11 protein-coding genes are annotated in these 16,162 nt (G+C 75.7%); 10 read left to right on the top strand and 1 reads right to left on the bottom strand.

The features are described 5' to 3' along the window. The first annotated feature begins 223 nt into the window (after positions 1-223). Together Sdagh_RS22735 and Sdagh_RS22730 are read left to right on the top strand one after the other, a co-directional pair. Positions 224-3,556: a right-handed parallel beta-helix repeat-containing protein gene (locus Sdagh_RS22735; protein WP_190077159.1), complete on the top strand. Its 3,333-nt coding sequence runs from the start codon at positions 224-226 to the stop codon at positions 3,554-3,556. Between the two features lie 72 nt (positions 3,557-3,628). Continuing rightward, complete coding sequence (locus Sdagh_RS22730) at positions 3,629-4,897, top strand: S8 family serine peptidase (RefSeq protein WP_190077160.1); 1,269 nt, start codon at positions 3,629-3,631, stop codon at positions 4,895-4,897. Between the two features lie 17 nt (positions 4,898-4,914). Here Sdagh_RS22730 and eccCa read toward each other — a convergent pair whose 3' ends face one another. Then, on the bottom strand, positions 4,915-8,877 hold the full coding sequence (eccCa, locus tag Sdagh_RS22725; protein ID WP_195826295.1) for a type VII secretion protein EccCa: 3,963 nt from the start codon (positions 8,875-8,877) through the stop codon (positions 4,915-4,917). 243 nt (positions 8,878-9,120) lie between these two features. Between eccCa and eccD the strand changes: the two genes are divergently transcribed. The 8 genes from eccD (at position 9,121) to Sdagh_RS22685 (ending at position 16,138) form a co-directional block, all read left to right on the top strand. Further along, positions 9,121-10,509, top strand: coding sequence for a type VII secretion integral membrane protein EccD (gene eccD, locus Sdagh_RS22720; RefSeq protein WP_308288759.1), 1,389 nt, complete (start codon positions 9,121-9,123; stop codon positions 10,507-10,509). 3 nt (positions 10,510-10,512) lie between these two features. Next, on the top strand, positions 10,513-12,090 hold the full coding sequence (eccB, locus tag Sdagh_RS22715) for a type VII secretion protein EccB (RefSeq protein WP_190077161.1): 1,578 nt from the start codon (positions 10,513-10,515) through the stop codon (positions 12,088-12,090). Between the two features lie 236 nt (positions 12,091-12,326). After that, on the top strand, positions 12,327-12,671 hold the full coding sequence (locus Sdagh_RS22710) for a hypothetical protein (RefSeq protein ID WP_189418286.1): 345 nt from the start codon (positions 12,327-12,329) through the stop codon (positions 12,669-12,671). Positions 12,672-12,811: 140 nt separating this feature from the next. Next, positions 12,812-13,096, top strand: a complete 285-nt coding sequence (locus tag Sdagh_RS22705; RefSeq protein ID WP_189418283.1) for a hypothetical protein — start codon at positions 12,812-12,814, stop codon at positions 13,094-13,096. An 11-nt stretch (positions 13,097-13,107) separates the two neighbouring features. After that, positions 13,108-13,527, top strand: coding sequence for a hypothetical protein (locus Sdagh_RS22700; protein ID WP_189418281.1), 420 nt, complete (start codon positions 13,108-13,110; stop codon positions 13,525-13,527). Positions 13,528-13,591: 64 nt separating this feature from the next. Beyond that, positions 13,592-15,376: a hypothetical protein gene (locus Sdagh_RS22695; protein WP_190077162.1), complete on the top strand. Its 1,785-nt coding sequence runs from the start codon at positions 13,592-13,594 to the stop codon at positions 15,374-15,376. Next, complete coding sequence (locus tag Sdagh_RS22690; RefSeq protein ID WP_190010517.1) at positions 15,376-15,816, top strand: YbaB/EbfC family nucleoid-associated protein; 441 nt, start codon at positions 15,376-15,378, stop codon at positions 15,814-15,816. Before Sdagh_RS22695 ends, Sdagh_RS22690 begins: the two co-directional genes overlap by 1 nt. Then, a complete protein-coding gene (locus Sdagh_RS22685) occupies positions 15,809-16,138 on the top strand; it encodes a hypothetical protein (RefSeq protein WP_189418274.1) in 330 nt (109 codons plus the stop codon). The genes Sdagh_RS22690 and Sdagh_RS22685 overlap by 8 nt, the downstream gene beginning before the upstream one ends. The last annotated feature ends 24 nt before the right edge of the window (positions 16,139-16,162 follow it).

The following is a 16,162-nucleotide window of genomic DNA, read 5'->3' as shown; positions in this document are numbered from 1 at the left end:
GTTGTCTGCGTGTACCGGCCCGGACGGTGGGCGCGCGGGGGGTTTCCGGGGAGGTTCCGGGACGTTCACGCCGGGGCCCTCCCCGTCCCACGCCGCCTGAAGGCTACCGACCGCCGGGCGTGACGGCCCGGCCCGCCCGTGGCCCGGAGGCGGGACCGTGCTGGTGGGCGGTCGGGGGCGCACGGCATGATGTGGTGATCAACTGTTGTGAGAGGGGACCCTGTTGTCGCGTCAGCTCATCGTGGTGGACCCGGCCGGAGGTTCCCCCTACCGCACTCTGACCGCCGCACTGGCCGAGGCGAGGGCCGGGGCGCTCGTCCGGGTGCGTCCGGGCCGCTACCCGGAGAACCTGGTCCTGGCCCGGCCGGTCACCCTGGCCGCCTACGAACCGGACGGGACGGTGGAGATCGCGCCCGGTGACGGCAGCGCCGTCCAGGTGCTGGCGGAGGCGGTGAAGCTCTCCGGACTGCTGCTCACCGGCAGCGACGAGGAGGCGCCGGTGGTGGACGTGCCGCGTGGGCAGGCCGAGTTGGCGGGGTGCGAGGTGCGCGGGGCGGCCTGGACGGCCGTCCTGGTACGCGAGACGGGCTCGGTCGCGGTCCGCGAGTGCCGGGTGTCCAACCCGGAGGGGGCGGGCATCGTGGACCTCTCCGCCCGGCCCAGCGTGGTCGTCGACTGCGCGCTGTCCGACTTCGGCAGTTCCGCGGTGGTGCTCGGTGAGGAGGCGGAGACCACCGTGCGCGGCTGCCGGATCGACGACGCCCGGGGCAACGGGATCCTCGCCAACGGCCGGGCCCGGGGGACGGTGGAGGACTGCGTCGTCTCCCGCACGGTGAAGCCCGGCGTCGCCGTGGAGGGCGACGCCACCACCGCCGTCCGGCGCACCACGGCGCGGGACTGTGTCATCGGCTTCTACGTGGCCTCCGCCGGCGCCCCCCGGCTCACCGACTGCGTGGCGGAGCGGGCCGCCACCCAGGGCGTGCTCACCGGTGGCACGGGCGCCGCGGAACTGACCGGGCTGCGGGTGCGGGACAGCGGGGGCCAGGGCGTGGCGCTCCTCGACCGGTCCCGGGCGGTGCTGACGGACTGTGACGTCGAGGGGTCGGGCGCGGCCGGGCTGCACGCCGGTGACCGGGCGGCGCCGGTGGTGCGGCGGACCCGAGTGCGCGGCGGCGGCGCCGAGGGCGTGGTGCTCGACGGTTCCGGCACGGCCCGGCTGGAGCGGCTGGAGGTGGCGGGGCCCGCCGGACACGGGGTGGTGGTGGCCGGGAGCGCCGACCCGGTGCTGCGCCGTACGGAGGTCACCGGCAGCGGCGGCAACGGGGTGGAGGTCCGCGACGAGGGCCGGGGCCGGTGGGAGGAGCTGCGGGTAGAGGGGGCGGGCGGCCACGGGGTCAGGATCGCCGGCCGGGCCCGTACGGCGTTCCGGGCGGCGACCGTGCGGGGCGGCACCGGCACCGGGTTCGTGGTCGGGGACGGCGGCACCGCCGAGCTGATCGACTGCGCCGCACAGGACGCGGGCGGCGACGGGCTCGCGCTGGACGGGGAGGCGGAGCTGACGGCGGTCCGGGTACGACTGCTGCGCAGTGCCGGGCACGGCGCGCTGGTCGCCGGGGACGCGACGGCCGCGCTCACCGAGTGCGTGCTGTCCGACGGCGCCGGGGACGGCCTGCGGGTCACCGGGCCGGGTCCGGTGCGGGCCGTCGGGTGCACGGTGACCGGCAACCGGGGCGCGGGGCTGCGGCAGACCGACCCGGGCGGCAGCCTGGCCGCCGACCGCCTCACCGCCCACGGCAACGGGGAGCCCGACGTGCTGGGCGGGGGACGCGCCGACGGGGCGCGTCCCCGGGACGCGCACGGTGGCCCGGACGACGGCGGCCCGTCCGCGGACCCGCTGGCCCGGCTCGACGCGCTGGTCGGCCTCAAGGGGGTCAAGGACCAGGTGGCGACGCTGGTCAACGTCAACCGGCTGGCCCGGCGGCGCCGGGAGATGGGCCTGCCGGTCCCGGCCACCGTCCGCCACCTCGTCTTCGCCGGGCCGCCCGGCACCGGCAAGACCACCGTGGCCCGGCTGTACGGCTCGATCCTGGCCTCGCTCGGTGTGCTGCGCTCCGGCCACCTGGTGGAGGTGGCTCGCGCGGACCTGGTCGCCCGGGTGGTCGGCGGCACCGCGCTCAAGACGACCGAGGTGTTCCAGCGGGCCCTGGGCGGGGTGCTGTTCGTCGACGAGGCGTACACGCTGACCAGCGGCGGCGGCACCGGCGGCCCGGACTTCGGCCGGGAGGCGGTGGACACCCTGGTGAAGCTGATGGAGGACCACCGCGACGACGTGGTGGTGATCGCCGCCGGCTACTCCGCGCCGATGACGGACTTCCTCGCCTCCAACCCCGGCCTCGCCTCCCGGTTCAGCCGGACCGTGGAGTTCGAGAACTACGGCGACGACGAACTCGTCACCATCGTGCGCCGGCTCTGCGAGCGGGACCGCTTCCGGTTGCGGGAGGACACCGAGCGGGCGCTCGCGGTGCACTTCGCGCGCCTGCCCAGGGACGAGACGTTCGGCAACGCGCGCGAGGCCCGCAAGGTCTTCGAGGAGATGATCGACCGGCAGGCGTACCGGCTGGCCGGCACACCCGAGGCCACCGAGGACGAGCTGGTCCTGCTGGTGCCGGAGGACGTCGGGGAGCACGCGGCGGCCGCCGTCGGCGCCGGCCCCGGCGGCGGCGCCCGTCCGGTGGCGGGCCTGCTGGCGGAGCTGACCGGCCTGGTCGGGCTCGCGGAGGCCAAGGCCCAGGTACGGGACGTGGTGAACCTGCTGTCGGCGGGCGAGCGGCGCCGGGCCGCCGGACTGCCGGTCTCCTCCGTCGGCCACCACCTGGTGTTCGCCGGGCCGCCCGGCACCGGCAAGACCTCGGTGGCCCGGCTCTACGGCCAGTTGCTGGGCGCCCTCGGCGTGCTGCCCCGGGGCCAGCTGGTGGAGGTGTCCCGGGCCGACCTGGTGGGCCGGTACGTCGGCCACACCGCCCAGCTGACCCGGGAGGCGTTCCAGCGGGCGCGGGGCGGTGTGCTGTTCGTGGACGAGGCGTACGCGCTCACCCCGGAGGGCGGTGCCCCCTCCGACTACGGGCGGGAAGCGGTGGACACGCTGCTGAAGCTCATGGAGGACCACCGCGAGGACACCGCCGTGGTGGTGGCCGGCTACGAGGCCGAGATGGGACGTTTCCTCGCCTCCAATCCCGGACTCGCCTCCCGGTTCCCGCGTACCGTGCGCTTCGCCGCCTACGAGGCCGCCGAGCTGGTGGAGATCGTGCTGCGCACCTGCGCCCGGGACGGCTACACCTGCCCGCCGGCGACGGTGGACGCGCTGCTGCGGCACTTCGAGAGCGTCGAGCGCGGCCCCGGCTTCGGCAACGCCCGGTACGCCAGGACCGTACTGGAGACGATGGTGACCCGGCAGGCGGGACGGCTCAGCGAACTGCCCGACGCCGGGCCGGACGAGCTGCGGGCGCTGCTGCCGGAGGACGTCCCCGGCGGGGGCACGGCCGACTCGGCCGGCTGACCCGGCAGTCGGCGCCCGTCCGGCGCCGGGGCGGCCGGGGCGGGTGGCCCGCACCCCAGTACGATCACCGCCATGGTGACGACCAGGCGGGTGGGACGGGGCGGGACGGGCACGTCGGCGGGGCTCGTCCTGCTGCTGATCGGTGCCACGACGGCCGCCGTCGGCACGGCCGGCCCGGCCGCCGCCGACGGGGACACCCTGCCCCGGGTGTCCGCCGCTCCCCCGGACGACGGGGGCTGTGTCGCCCGGTCCACCCGCTCCGTCCCGGGGACGCCGTGGGCTCAGCAGTACCTGGCACCGTCCCGGGCCTGGGAGTGGAGCCGGGGCGCCGGGGTGACCGTGGCCGTGCTGGACACCGGAGTCGCCGGCACCGGGACCGCCCCGCTGGCCGGGCGGGTCACCGCCGGTCCCGACGTGGTCGGCGGCGGCCGGGCCGGTGACGACTGCATCGGCCACGGCACCTTCGTCGCCGGGCTGGTCGCGGGGGCCGGCGCGGCGGGCGGCACCGGTTTCGCCGGGGTGGCTCCCGACGCCCGCATCCTGTCCGTCCGGGTCACCGACGGCGACGGTGTCACCACCGCGGGCCGGATCGCCGACGGGATCGAGGCGGCCGTGGCGGGCGGCGCCCGGGTGGTGGACGTGCCCTTCGCGCTGCCCTCGGGGAGCGCCGCGCTCACCCGGGCCGTGGAACTGGCCGAGCGGCGCGAGGTGGTGGTCGTCGCCCCCGCGTACGCCTCGGGCCGCGCGGGTGCGAAGGCGTCCGCCGCCGCTCCCGCCGCGTACCCGGCGGCGCTGCCGCAGGTGCTGGCCGTGGCCGGTCTCACCCCGGAGGGGGTGCCCGAGGAGACCGTCGCGCCCGTCACCGCCCCGGACCTCTACGCCCCCGGCACCTCCCTCACCGGCATCGGCCCCGGCGGTGGCCCGTTCACCGGCGGCGGCGCCGAGCTGGCCACCGCCTTCGTGGCCGCGACGGCCGCCCTCGTGGACGCCCGCCGGCCCGGTCTGCCGGCCGCCGCCCTGCGGGACCGGCTGACCGCCACCGCCTACCCGGCGGCGGGCGCCGGGGCGGGCACGGTGGACCCGGCGGAGGCCGTCTCGGCGCCGTTCACCCCCGCGAGCGGCACCGGCGCGGCGGAGGGCCGGCAGGCCGCGGTGCCGGACGGGCCGGGTGGTACCGGCGCCCGGGGCGGTCTCGCCCTGTCCGGCCCGCCGGGTCATCGGGGCCGGGCCACCGCCTTGTGGGTCGCGGGCGCGGCGGCCGGTGTCGTCGTCCTCACCGCCGCCACCGCCTTCGCGGTCCCGCGCGGGCGCCGCCGGCGCTGGGCCGCCGGCACCCGCTGAGCCGTCCCCGCCAGGGCCTACCGCCGGGTGCCCTCGGGGTCCGTCGTGTCCTGTGCGTCCTGGGCGTCCCGTCCCCGCAGCGCGAGCTGCGTCTCCACCGCCGTCCGGCGGGTGACGTACTCGCCGCGTCCGGGCCGCTGCACACGCGGCTTCCGGCCCGGGACGACCTGGCCCTCGGAGGGCGGGCAGGACAGCAGCAGGACGGGTGAGTTGGCCTCCGTCAGGCGGCGCAGGAACGGGTCGCCGAGCAGGGCGCGGCCCGCCCCGTTGGCGCCCCGCGCGACGATCACGTGCAGGCCGATCTCGGCGCCACGCACCAGCACCTCGTGCAGCGGGCCGAACAGGTCGCCGCCGCCGGCGACCAGTTCGTGGTCGTCGATGACGAGGAACACGCGCGGCCCGGTCCACCAGTCGCGGGCCCGCAGCCGGTCGGGGCCGATGTCCGGACCGGGGACGCGTTCCCGCATGGCCCGGGAGGTCCCGTCGACCATGCGGTGCACCAGGTCCGGTCCGACGGCGTAGCCGAGCCGGTACTCCTCGGGGACGGCCGTGGTGAGGCCGCGCCGGTAGTCCACGGTCATGATCTTCGCCTCGCCCGGAGCGAACCGCCGGGTGACCGCGTCCACGACGAGGGCGAGCGCGTTGGTCTTGCCGCTCTCCACGTCGCCGACGACGACCAGGTGCGGATGTTCCTCGAAGTCGTGCCAGAGGGTGCCGAGCCGGGCGCCCTCCAGACCGAGCGGCACCCGCAGTTCCCCTTCCGGTGCCGGGAGCCCGGCGGCGGGCAGCAGCGCGGGCAGGACCCGGACCGGGGGCGCCGGCGGCCCGTCCCAGGCCGCGGCGGTCTGCCGTACCAGGGCGGCGAGGCCGTCCGCGGCGGTGGCCGGGTCGGCGTCGCCGTCCAGACGGGGCAGGGCGGTGAGGAAGTGCAGCCGTTCGTCGGTGAGTCCGCGGCCGGGCAGCTTGGGCACGGTGCCGGCCGCGCGCATGTTGACGACCGAGTCGACGGGGTCGCCGAGCCGCAGTTCGAAGCGGGTGCCCAGCAGGTCGCGGAGGCCGCCGGTGATCTCGCCCCACCGGCCGGCGGAGACGAACAGGTGCACGCCGAAGTTGAGGCCGCGGGAGGCGACCTGGGTGAACACCGGCATCAGGTCGAGGAAGTCCTGGCGGACCGTGGACCAGCCGTCCACCACCAGGAAGACGTCGCCGTGGGGTTCCCCGGCGAATTCACCGGCGCCCCGGCGGCGGCGGTAGTCGGCCATCGACTCCACCCCGTGCTCGGCGAAGAACCGCTCCCGGTGGGCGAGGATCTCGGTGACCTCCTGGAGCGTCCGGCCGACCCGTTCGCGGTCGAGCCGGCCGGTGACGGACCCGACGTGCGGCAGTCCGGTGAGCGCGCCGAGCAGGCCGCCGCCGAAGTCGAGGCAGTAGAACTGCACGTCGCGGGGGGTGTGGGTGAGGGCGAGGGCGCAGATCAGGGTGCGAAGCAGGGTGCTCTTGCCGCTCTGCGGGCCGCCCGCGACGGCGACGTGGCCGCCGGCCCCGGCCAGGGAGGCGACCAGTTCGTCACGACGCTGGTCGAAGGGCCGGTCGACCACGCCCACCGGCACGGTCAGCGGCGGGCGGGGCTCGTCGGGGGTGAGCAGCAGGTCCAGGGTGGGCGACTCGGCCAGTGGCGCCAGCCACACCTGGTGGGCGGCCGGTCCGCAGTGCCGCAGCCGCTCCACGGCGACGTCCAGTACGCTCGGCGCCTCGCCGCCCTCCGGTTCCGGTGCGGGGTCGGGTGCGGCGGGATGCGTGACGTGCCGGGGTGCCACCCATTCGGCCCGGAAGGGCACGACCTGCCCGGCGATCACGGCGTGCGGCGCGGTGGGGCGGGCCTGCCGGTAGGGGCCGGAGACGTAGGCGGCCTTGAACCGGGTGAGGGTGCCGACGTCGTTCTTCAGCAGACCGCTGCCGGGCTGCGGGGGCAGTTCGTAGGCGTCGGAGACGCCCAGTACGCCCCGGCTCTCCATGGCGGAGAAGGTGCGCAGGCCGATCCGGTAGGACAGGTGGGACTCCAGCTGGTGGATGCGTGCCTCGTCCAGGCGCTGGGAGGCGAGCAGCAGGTGGACCCCGAGGGACCGGCCGAGGCGGCCGATCATCACGAACAGGTCGAGGAAGTCCCGGTGGGCGGCGAGGAGTTCGCTGAACTCGTCGACCACGACGAGGAGGGTCGGCAGCGGGTCCAGGGCGGCGCCGGCCTGCCGGGCCTGCTCGTAGTCGCGGACCGAGGCGTGGTTGCCGGCGCTGCGCAGCAGTTCCTGGCGGCGGATCAGTTCGCCGTGCAGGGCGTCCTTCATCCGGTCGACCAGGGCGGTCTCGTCGGCGAGGTTGGTGATGACGGCGGAGGTGTGCGGGAGCCGGTCGAGGCCGAGGAAGGTGGCACCGCCCTTGAAGTCGACCAGGACCAGGTTGAGGGTCTCGGAGGAGTGGGTGAGCGCCAGGGAGAGCACCAGGGTGCGCAGCAGTTCGGACTTGCCGGAGCCGGTGGCACCGATCAGCATGCCGTGCGGGCCCATGCCGCCCTGCGCGGACTCCTTCAGGTCCAGCAGCACCTGGGTGCCGTCGGCGGCCACGCCGATGGGGACGCGCAGCCGGTCGGCCGCCGGCCGGGGGGCGTGCAGGGCGGCAGGGTCGGCGCCGGCGAGGTCCCGGATGCCGAGCAGCTCGGTCAGCTCGCGGTCCTCCTGAAGGGGCTGCCCGGTCGGGGCGGCGGCGCCGAGCCGGTACGGGGCGAGTCCGAGCGCGAGGGCCCTGGCAGCGGGTGCGCCGAGGCCGTCGGGCCGGCCCAGCGGGGTGCGGGTGCCGGGTCCGCCGGGGCCGGCGGCGACCAGGGTCAGCTCGCCGGGTGCCATGTGCAGGCGCAGCGTGCCGGGGTCCGGGGCGTCGGCCAGGGTGGCGCGGACGTCGAGGACGACGGCGTTGCGGTAGCCGGCACCCGCGATCCGCGCCGAGGCGGGGACCGACCCGGTGTCCAGCACGATGACCGTGTACGGCTCGGCACGGGCGGGCCGGGCCCCGGGCTCGAAGGCGGGGCGGCCGGCGAACTCCTCGCCGAGCAGCGGCTCCAGTTCGGAGACGCTCCCGGCGACGAGCCGGACGGCTCCGGCGCCGTCGGTGTCGGCGGGGTGCCGGGTGTGCGGCAGCCACTTCACCCACTGCCAGTGGGGCAGGGCGTCGGCGTCGGTGACCACCGCGATGGCCAGGTCCTGCGGGGAGTGGAACACGGCGAGCTGGGCGAGCACACCGCGGACGACGGCCCGCGCGGTGTCCCGGTCGCCGGGCAGCAGCACCCGGGCGAAGGAGCGCAGCCGGACCGCGATCGGCTGTGCGGGAACGACCGAGTAGGTGCGGATGAAGCGGCGCAGGGCGTGGGCGCAGAGCGGTTCGAGGTCCTCCACCGGCCGGGTGGACAGCGGGGTGAGGGAGAGGGACAGGTCCTGTTCCCCGGTGGCCGTCCGCACCTCGGCGAAGTCGTCGTGGGCCGGGCGGCGTTCCCACATGCGGGCGGTGCCGACCAGGGACCACAGGGTCTCGGGCGCGGGACGCTGCCAGTTCTGGGCCCGGCGCTGTTGGTCGACGACGCGGCGCACCCGGCGCCGGCTGGTGGCGAGGTAGCGCAGGTAGTCCCGGCGTTCGCCGCGCAGTTGCCGCTTGCGGTCCCCGGACGCCTTCAGGAACTGGCTGACCAGCATGGCGACGGCGGACACCGCCATCACCCCGACGGCCACCCACATCAGGACGCCGTTGCCCTCGCCCGGCCGGATGAACACCAGCAGCATGCCGAGTGAACTCAACGCCATGGGCAGGTAGGTGACGACTCCGCCCATCGCGCCCTGTGGTTCGGGCAGCGCGGGCGGTTCCTGGAGGGCCAGCTCGCCCTCGGGCATCTGCGGACCGGCGCGGCGCGGGGCCCGGCGGAACGTGACGGTACTCAACTCCGCGCCCTCCCGGGGCAGACCGTGGTGCGGTGGATGTGCGGGAACCGGCCGGGCGTGAGGTCCCCACCTCGGCGGGGGCCGCACCGTGGACCGCGTACGCGGAGACCTCCGGGCCGTCCGGGGCCCGGTCGGAGCCGGCAGTGGATCACGATAATGTGCAGCCGATCTCCAGTCGAACGACAGTCCAGCGGACGGGAACGGCGTGCCGTTCCCGGTCCGGGGAAACCGAACCGAGGCATCGTGAGCGATCAGACCGCCGGATTGTGCCGCATAGCCGTCAGAGCACCCGGCAGCGTCGTGGAACTGGGCGTCCCCACGGACGTCCCCCTGGCCGAACTCCTGCCCGTCCTGGTGGAGTACGCGGGCGGTGACCTGCGTGAGGCCGGCCTGGAGCACGGCGGCTGGACCCTGCAGCGGCTGGGCGGCGCGCCCCTGGACGAGAACGGCACCGCGGAGACCCTGGGCCTCGCGGACGGCACCACTCTCTACCTGAGGGCACGTCATGAGGCTCTCCCGGCCGTCGACTTCGACGACGTGGTGGACGGGATGGCGGAGACGCTGGCCGACCGCCGGGACGGCTGGCGGCCCGAGCTGAGCCGCCGGCTGCTGCTCGGGTTCACCCTGACCGCGCTCGCGGCCGCCCTGTTCGCGCTGCTGCTGCCCGGCGCGGCGGGCTGGCGTGCGGCCGCCGCCGCGCTGCTGGCGGTGCTGCTGACCGGCGGCGCGGCCACGGCCTCCCGGGCGGTGGGTGACGCGGCCGCCGGGGCGGTCCTGGGCGCCGCCGCCGTGCCGTTCCTCGCACTGGCCGGCGCGCTGGTGCCGGCCGGGTCGGCCGGGGAGTCGCTGCTCGGTCCGCGGCTGCTGGCGGCGGGCGCAGCGGCGGCCGGGGCGGCGGTCCTCGCCCTCGGCGCGGTCGGCACCCACGCCCCGCTCTTCCTCGCCGGCGGCACGGTCGCCGTGTTCACGGCCGTCTGGGGCGCGCTGGTCACCTCCGGCGTGGACCCGGTGCACACGGCGGGCTGGACGGCGGTGGCCACCGTGCTCGCGGGGGGCCTGGTGCCGGGGCTCGCGTTCCGGCTGGCCGGGTTGCGGCTGCCGCCGCTGCCGTCCAACGCGGCCGAGTTGCAGGAGGGCATCGATCCCTACCCGGCGGCCCGGGTCCGCGTCCGCGCGGAGCGCGCCGACGGGTACCTCAACGCCCTGCACGGCGCCCTCGGCCTGGTCGCCGCGGCCTGTGCCACCGTCCTGCTGACCGCACCGGAGCGGCACGGCCCGACCGCTCCCGTCCTCGGCTGTGTGCTCGGTGTCCTGCTCCTGCTGCACGTGCGCACCCTGGGCGGCCTGCGCGGCCGGCTCACCATGGCGCTGCCGGGGGCGTACGCGCTGGCCCTGGCCGCCTGTGTCACGGCCGTGCGCGGCGACCTGCCGGCCCGGCTGCTGGTCGTCGGCGGTGTCGTGGTGCTGGCCGCGGTCGCGGTGGTCGCCTCCTGGACGGTCCCGGGCCGCCGGCTCGTGCCGTACTGGGGCCGGGCCGCCGACCTGCTGCACACCTTCGCCGCCCTGTCCCTGCTGCCGCTCGCGGCGCTGCTCGCCGGAGTCTTCGGCCAGCTCCGCGCGATCCGGGGGTGAGCCGTGCAGTCACGCAAGGACCAGGTACAGGCGCACCTGTTCGTGATGGGCCGGGTCGCCGCCGGCCTGCACCGCACCGATCTCGACTCGCCCGACTCGCCGCCCACCGCCCGCACCCGGCGCGGGGTGGCCTGGGGGGCGCTGGTCACCGCGCTGGCGGGGGCGGTCTGCCTGATCTGGGGACTCATCTCGCCCGGCGGCGCCACCGGGTGGGCGGTGGACGGCACCCTGGTGGTGGTCCGGGACACCGGTGCCCGCTACCTGTATCTGAACGGCACCCTGCACCCGGTGCTCAACCAGACCTCGGCCCGGCTGCTGGCCGGTGACCGGCAGGCGGTGCGGCAGGTGGCGGCCGCCTCCCTGGCCGGCGCACCCCGGGGCGCCACCCTCGGCATCGTCGGCGCCCCGGACGGGCTGCCCACCGAGAATCTCTCCGGTGCCGCGTGGCAGGTGTGCGCGGTGCACGGCACCGCCGGCGGGACCACGCCAGGGACGGCCGCGCTCACCTCGGTGGCCGTCGGCACCGCGGACCCGGGGACGGGCCTGGACTCCGGCCGGGGCGTGCTGGTGACCACCGGGGCCGGGGACGGCGGCGTCCATCTGCTGTGGCGGGGGCGGCGGTACGCGGTGGACACCGCGCACGGCGCCGACTCCGCCCTCGGCTGGGACGGGGTACGGCCGGTCGAGGTCGGTGCCGCGTTCCTCGGGGCGTTCAGCGCCGGCCCGGACATCGCCCCGCCCGATCTCGCCGGGCGCGGCTCGGCCGGCCCCGACCTGGCCGGCGCCGGCAGCCGGGTCGGCCGGCTCTACACCGCGGCGGGCCGCGAGTACGTCCTCACCCGGGAGGGCCTCGCTCCCCTCACCGAGCTGGAGTTCCGCCTGCTCCGCGGTGACCCGCGCACCCAGGAGTCGGCCTACGGCGGCGGCCGGGTGACCGTGCGGGAGGTGGGCGGCGCGGATCTCGCCGCCCACTTGGCCGACGACACCGCCACCCTGCTGCCGGAGGCGCTGCCGGCGACCGCGCCCCGGGCGGTGCCGGTGGCCGCCGGCGGGCAGCGGGTCTGCGCCCGGATCGCGCCGGGTCGTGGTGACCGGCCGGTCACCACGACCGTGGTGGTGGCGGACGCCACCGGGGCCGCCGGTGCGGCGCCGCACGCCGAGCCCGGGGTGACTGCGGCCTGTGTGCCCGCGGACCGGATCTCGGTGCGCGCCGGCGGCGGTGTGCTGGTGCGGGCGCTGTCGTCGGCCGGCACCGGTGGCGCGCTCTTCCTGGTCACGGACACCGGGGTGGCGTATCCGGTGCCCTCCGGCGCCGCGGCGCAACGGCTCGGCTATGACAGCTCCGCCGCGGTCGGTCTGCCCGCGCGGTTGCTCGCGCTGCTGCCCACCGGGCCCTCGCTCGATCCGGCCGCCATCTCGGCCCGCGGTCTGGTCCCGGCGGCCTCCGCGCCCGGCGGGCCGGGCGGGCGGGCCACGCCCGACTCCGGTTCCGGGACGGGCAGTTCGGGCGCCACAGGGAAGACCGGGGAGAGAGTTCCGGTGAACGCGGGGCACGGCTCCCGCGCCAGGTGTGTGACGTGAGTCACTCGCATCCTCGCTGAGCAGGATCGTTCTTGCACCACAGCGGACGCATAGGGCAATCTTCGGGCGGAGATCTTTCCAACACCCTTGCCGGGACCGGCCGGTGCGGTGCACGGGAGTCCGCGAGACAGGCCGTGACCGGCCGCGGCGCCCGTTCCCTCCCGCACCGCCCGGCGCCGCGCCGCTCCGTCGCCGTCGTCCGCTCCGCGCCCCGGAGCCAGCGAAAGAGGAACACCATGGCCACCCCCACAGGTTCCGTCTACAACCGCGCGCAACAGGACATCGACACCGCGCGCGCCGCCCTGGAGACGCAGATCGCCGAGATGGTGAAGGCGGGCAACACCGTCCAGCAGATCCACGACGACGTCCGCCTGTCCTACGTCGCCGCCTCGTCCTCGATCTTCAGCTCGAAGCTCCAGGAGTGGATGCAGGCCTACACGAACATCAAGCAGGCCGTGGACCACCTGCACCAGGCCCTGACCGACGCCGACCAGATCCAGAACACCGGCGAGATGAGCGCCGCCGAGTACGCCGGCGCCTGGGCCAACACCGGCGACAGCTTCTACCAGGCCCTGACCTGACGGTGCGGCGCGCACCGCACCCCTCGCGCGCCCGCCCCGTACCTCCACCTCCACCTCCACCTCCACCTCCACCGGACCCTCCACCCACCCGCGCGCCCCGCACCGCCCGGAGCCGCGTCGCCGTCACCCAGGAGCAGCAGATGTCGGACGTCACGCTCGTCATCAACCAGGCCAACCAGGCCATCGAGGACATGGTCCAGGCCAACACCGTCATGGTGAACGCGCTGGAGAACATGCTGACCGGCATCACCCCCGCGGCCCGGTCCTTCGAGGGTGCCACCGCCGAGGCGTGGAAGGACTTCCAGTCCCGCGCCCAGACCGCCATCCAGCAGATGAACAACGCCTTCGGGCAGGGCGCGGCGAGCCTGGAGCAGATGGTCGACCAGCAGATCCGCGCCGACCACACCGGCGCGAACGCCTTCTGAGGACGGCGGCCATGGCATCCGAGGACGGCGGCACCGGCACCATCAAGGTGACCGAGGGCTGGCTGAGCGGCCCCGCGCACACCTACGTCACCGACATCTCCAGGACGCTGCGCAACGGCGACCCGCAGACCACGCTGTCCGTCATGTCGGAGGACGCGGGCACCTATCCGGGGCTGTGCGCGGCCAGTGACAAGGGGCGCATCGACAACGCAGACGAGCTGCACGCCCGGTTCAAGTCGTTCTCCGCGTCGCTCATCGGCCAACTGAACGCCCTGAGCACGGGCCTCGACACCCTGGGGGTGACCCTGCTGGAGGTCGACCAGATCCTCCGCAAGGGCGAGGAGGACGCGGAGCTGACGGCGGGCGAGATGGCCGCGGTCCTCTCCGACGGGCTCGGCGGACTCGGTTACAGGAGCACGACGACCACCTGACCGCGCCGGGGCGCGGTGGCCGGGGGACGGTCCCGGCGGGGCACGAGAGAGGCGGCGAAACGGTATGGGTGCCGGCAGGTGGGAGGAGGCCCTGGAGGGCTTCACGGCCGACAAGGTCGTCACCCGCGAGGACGTCACCGGCATGACCTGGCTGGGGGCACCGCGCGTCATCCTGCGCAGCAACCGCCAGCTCGTCCAGGGCAAGGACTACGACCTCACCGCCAACTACCAGATGCCCGACGGCACGCTGATCAGCGTGGGCGTCAACCTGGCGCACGAGATGTGGGCGGAGGAGTCTCCGCTGGGCGCCTTCTGGCGGCAGACCTGGAACATCCTCGGCCCGGTGGCATCCACGCCGACCGGCAACACAGCGGTGAAGTACGGAAGTTTCGACACCGCCGCCGACTCCCTCGAGCGGGTGCTGGCCCTGCTCACGGCCCAGCACGACCGCCTCATCACCTGGGGCAACCAGATCGACGAGGACGACTCGCCCGCCCAGGGCAGCGCCGCCGGCGCTTTCAAGGCCGCCCTCACCGCCATCGCCGGCCAGCTGGAGAACCTGCGCCACCAAGTGCTCGCCCAGGGCGACCCCGTCGCCCTGATCCGCGCCGCCGGCGCCGCGGCCCGGCTGCGCTCCTGGGACCTCGCCTCCGCGTACGAGGCGTGGCGCCCCAAGCCCGTGGCGGTGCCGTACAACGTCCTGAACGAGGTCTGGCAGGAGGTGACCACCAACTACTCGCTGGGGTACGGCTCCAACGCCGATGTCACCAGCCTGACCTTCAAGGGCTACGGCAACGCGGCGGACGAGGCGACCATGAAGCAGGTGGAGGCCCTCGCCAAGACCCGTTGGACGCAGGGCCTGACGGAGCTGGACACCGCCGCGGTCACCCACGTCCGCAGCCTGGGCGCCAGCTACCAGCAGGCCGTGCAGGCCATCCCGGCCTCGCTCATCGCCCCCCGGTACCGGACGCCGTACCAGGAGCCGTCCGCCAACGATCCGGGGTCCGACGACACCACCTCCGACGACACCGTCACCGACGACATCACCACCGACGATCCGCCGTCGACCACTCCGGAGACGGGGTCCGGGGACTCCGCGCCCGACGTCGGCACGCTGGGCGCCTACGAGGGGACGGGCGCGGGCACCGGGGACGGCACCTCCTCGCCGCCGGGCACCGGCTCCACCGACCTGGGCAACGGCGTCAAGCTTCCCGCCGACGGCACCCAGGAGATCGTCGCCCCGGGGGGCGGGACCCTCACCGACTCCGAGGGCAACCCGGTCACCGTGCCTGCCGGTTCGGTCATCAACCCCGGCGGCACCGTCACCAAGCCCGGCGGGGGCCTGCTCACCGACGGCAAGGGCAACGTCGTACGGCTGCCGTCCGGGTCCTCCCTCGGCTCCGCCCTCGTCCCCGGGGTCAGGCGGAACTCCGCCACCGCCGCGCTCGCCGCCCAGGAAGCGGCCCAGGAGGCCGCCTACCAACGGGCCCTGAAGAACGCCCGCGCCTCGTCCGGGGCGCTCGGGGAGGCGCTCGCCCCGGCCGCCGCGAAGGGGGCTGGTATCACCGGTGCCACCCGCCTGCCCGGCGCCACGGCCGCCCAGCTCAAGGCTGCCACCACCTCCACCGAGGGGCTCACCGCGATCCCGGGGACCGCGCCGAAGGAGACGCCCGTCACCGGCGGCACCGCCACCACCAGCACCAACGGCCCTACCGCCATGCCGCCGGGCACCGGCATGGGCGCGGGCGGAGCGCCCGGTGGCCGGGACCGCGACCGCCGCACCTGGCTGGACGAGGACGAGGAGACCTGGGGCACCACCCAGGTCAAGGGAACAGGAGTGATCGGCTGATGGAACCCACCCCCGACCACTCCCTCCAGCAGCAACTGGAGGCCGCCATGGGCCGGCTCGCCGACTACCGGGACCGGCTGGCCGCGGCCCAGCGGGAGGCGGCGGCCACCACCGTCTCCGTACGGTCCAAGGACCGGATGCTCACGGTCGTCGCCGGCGCCGGCGGGGTCGTCAAGGAGGTCCGCTTCCACACCGAGGCGTACCGCGAGATGGCCCCCGCCGAGCTGGGCCGGGCCCTGGTCGAGACCCTCACCAAGGCGCTGGAGGAGGCCGGGGAGAAGTCCCGTGCCGTCTTCGCGCCGCTGCGGGAGACCGGCACCGGGCTGCGCCGGTCGATGACCGGCGGTTCCGACGTCGAGGAGATGCTGCGGCCGCTGCGGGACCTGTGGCCCCCCGCCGACGCGGCCGGCCAGGACCGGGAGCACGACCGCCGTGGCTGAGGAACTCGTCACCACCGACCGCCTCCGGGCGCTGTTCCAGACGTACGGGCTGAACAGCGACCTGATCGACCGGGCCAACGACCTCGTGACGAAGATCAACCGGACCAACGCGGAGGCCGGCGGGCGCGGGAAGGACGAGGTGGGCAAGCAGTACTTCGCCGTGATCGACCCCGGCATGAAGGAACTCACCCAGTTGCTCACCCTCCTCGCCGACCTGGTGCAGCGCACCGGCACCGCGGGCGGGGACGTGACCGCGCTGCTCACCCGGGCCGAGGAAGAGGCGATGGAGCTGGCCGACTCGTGGAAGAGCGGCGGCGAGTGACCGTCACCGCACTCCGGGTGACGC

The sequence above is a fragment of the Streptomyces daghestanicus genome (assembly GCF_020521275.1).
Classification (GTDB): Bacteria; Actinomycetota; Actinomycetes; order Streptomycetales; family Streptomycetaceae; genus Streptomyces; species Streptomyces griseoviridis.
The sequence above is the reverse complement of the archived record's forward strand: the minus strand, read 5'-3'. Positions and strand labels throughout refer to the sequence as shown.